The organism is Tepidimonas sp. (assembly GCF_046292505.1).
GTDB lineage: Bacteria > Pseudomonadota > Gammaproteobacteria > Burkholderiales > Burkholderiaceae_C > Tepidimonas.
The window spans coordinates 1-1,935 of record NZ_JBKBQX010000063.1; the positions used below are offsets into that span (position 1 = coordinate 1).

General features: G+C 64.4%; 4 protein-coding genes and 1 pseudogene. 1 reads left to right on the forward strand and 4 read right to left on the reverse strand.

What is annotated here, in order from left to right; all coding sequences use genetic code 11:
- Positions 1–171: 171 nt before the first annotated feature.
- Positions 172–384 carry a hypothetical protein gene (locus ACK4TH_RS11540; RefSeq protein WP_409626619.1) on the forward strand — a complete coding sequence of 71 codons (213 nt, stop codon included), beginning with the start codon at positions 172–174 and terminating at the stop codon, positions 382–384.
- Positions 385–470: 86 nt separating this feature from the next.
- Here ACK4TH_RS11540 and ACK4TH_RS11545 read toward each other — a convergent pair.
- The 4 genes and pseudogenes from ACK4TH_RS11545 to ACK4TH_RS11560 all read right to left on the reverse strand — a co-directional run.
- Positions 471–593, reverse strand: a pseudogene (locus ACK4TH_RS11545) (integrase core domain-containing protein); the annotation flags it as partial.
- The gene (locus ACK4TH_RS11550; protein WP_409626621.1) at positions 594–1,022 is read right to left on the reverse strand and encodes a holin family protein; all 429 of its coding nucleotides are present in this window, start codon (positions 1,020–1,022) and stop codon (positions 594–596) included.
- Entirely contained in the window at positions 1,019–1,537 is a 519-nt protein-coding gene (locus tag ACK4TH_RS11555; RefSeq protein ID WP_409626623.1) for a glycoside hydrolase family 108 protein, read from the reverse strand. Before ACK4TH_RS11555 ends, ACK4TH_RS11550 begins: the two co-directional genes overlap by 4 nt.
- Positions 1,534–1,815 carry a phage holin family protein gene (locus ACK4TH_RS11560; RefSeq protein WP_409626625.1) on the reverse strand — a complete coding sequence of 94 codons (282 nt, stop codon included), beginning with the start codon at positions 1,813–1,815 and terminating at the stop codon, positions 1,534–1,536. Before ACK4TH_RS11560 ends, ACK4TH_RS11555 begins: the two co-directional genes overlap by 4 nt.
- Between the last annotated feature and the right edge of the window lie 120 nt (positions 1,816–1,935).

Here is a 1,935-nt window from a genome sequence, read left to right on the forward strand (position 1 = left end):
GGTGCTTGACAATGATGACCCGCGCACGAGATGGTTGCTGTCCGACTTGAAGATCGGCGGACACAAGATCGGCAAGGATTTGCTTCTTAGGACCAGCTGGTGGGGGCAGCTGTCGTTGGACAGCGAATCTGACCAGTACCGTCGGTGCATCGCATACGTCACGGAGGCATCGTGAGAAAAGTCATCTATGAGCATATGCCAGGGCAACCCATCCCCGATGACGCGATCGACGGGATGGAGGAGTGGATCAACGAGTTCGAGCAGGCGGGGTTCGAGGGCGAGCATGTGTTTGACGTGATGCTTGAGGATCCGCCGCATCCGTGGTGGCGAGAGAGTCGCTCCAAGGGTGGGGCAGGTCGCGGTGGTGGCGGCAAGCCGTCGTGAAGAGCGGCGGCGTGATGCGAAGATGGGCGGGTGTCGGAGTTAGTCCTCAGCCTTCCATCCCAAGCGTAGCGCAAGAGTGCTAGCTACAGGTCGTCGCCGCTGAGGAAGTGATGGCTGCGCAGCACCTCTTCGATACGACCGTTGAAGCGCTCCACCATGCCGTTGGTCTGCGGGTGTTTTGGGCGGGTCAGGCGATGCTCAATGCCTAGCTACCGAACCCGCCCACGCCACTTGTCGAAGCTGCGCGCCCCGGTGTAGCCCAGGTAGCCGGCACCGAAGAGCCACCACAGGCTCTCGGGCACCGCACCCAGCAGCTTGTTGAGGTTCTCCGCCGCCTGGAAGACGTGCGTCGGCCACCAGATGCCGATGATGGCACCCATCACGCACAGCAGGATCACGCCGTAGATCACGTACAGAAACGTCGGCCGTGCCCGGCTGGTCCAGGGGTCCTGCGAGTTGGCCTCAGCCAGGATCGCCGAGAGACTCGTCTGCATCTCCTGCAGCGCCAGCTGCCCCTCGGCCTGCAGCAGCGCGAGCTTGGCTTTCTCGCGTTCGGCTGGATCCGGCACCAAGCGGTCGATCAGGCGACTACCCGCTTCCATCAGGCCCGGGGCCAATGTGGTGAGGATCGGGGTCATGCCGTGCCCTCCACGAATTCCGCCATTCGGTTCATCCAGCCAGCGGCGAAGGCCGACTGCTTCGGATCGTTGGTGATCAGCCGACCGAGGTGGCGCAAGCGCTGGCCCAGCACCTTACCGTAGAGCACACCTTGATCGGCGGCAGCCAGTGCGGCGCGGGTCTTGGGGCCGATGACGCCGTCGGCCGTGACGCCGAGCGCCGACTGCAGCCACTGCACCGCTCGCTTCGGCCCGGAATGCACACCAGCATCGACCAGCAGGTGCAGCAGCGCTGGATGCGTGATGGTCTCGAACCCAGGGCCGGTGATGTACTGCTGGCGGTAGATGGCACGGGCCTCGGTTTCCGTCAGCGCCTGGACTTCGGCAGCGGTGGCCGGGCGACCGAGCTGGCGCCAGCTGCCCAGCGTCTGCGCGGTGATGCCGAAGTTCGTCGGCCCGCCCCGGTCGACCGGGTGGTTCACATAGCCGCCCTCGCGGCGGATGATCTCGTCGAGGATGGTGTCGATGGTGTTCATGACCGCTCCTTGCTGGTGGAATTACCCAAGCGCGTCTGCGCCCAGCGCTCCAATTGGTAGATGGCCCGGCCACCCATGTGGCCCGAGACGCCCACCAGTGCTGCCGTGACCAGGGGATCGATCTGTGCGGCCTCGCACAGCCAGAAGGTGATGAGCCCGGCAAACGCACTTGTGGCGATCTCGCCGATGAGCTCGACCACGTTGAAGGCCCGGGTCTCGCCCGACTTCACCTTGCGATAGAAATTGACGAGGCCACCCCAGGCAGCGAGTCCCGTCACCCACAGGTAGGTGATCAGGCCGTAGGTCGAAGGATCTTTTTCGGGCGGGTGGTGCCATGACCGATTCCGTCCATCCCGCGCCCGTCGAGGCCCCGAGCGAAAACCAGCTCATCGCTGAGC

Bases quoted from the DNA above. Each gene is read 5' to 3' on its own strand.
- ACK4TH_RS11550 (WP_409626621.1), bottom strand. From the start codon at position 1,022: ATGACCCCGATCCTCACCACATTGGCCCCGGGCCTGATGGAAGCGGGT.
- ACK4TH_RS11555 (WP_409626623.1), bottom strand. From the start codon at position 1,537: ATGAACACCATCGACACCATCCTCGACGAGATCATCCGCCGCGAGGGC.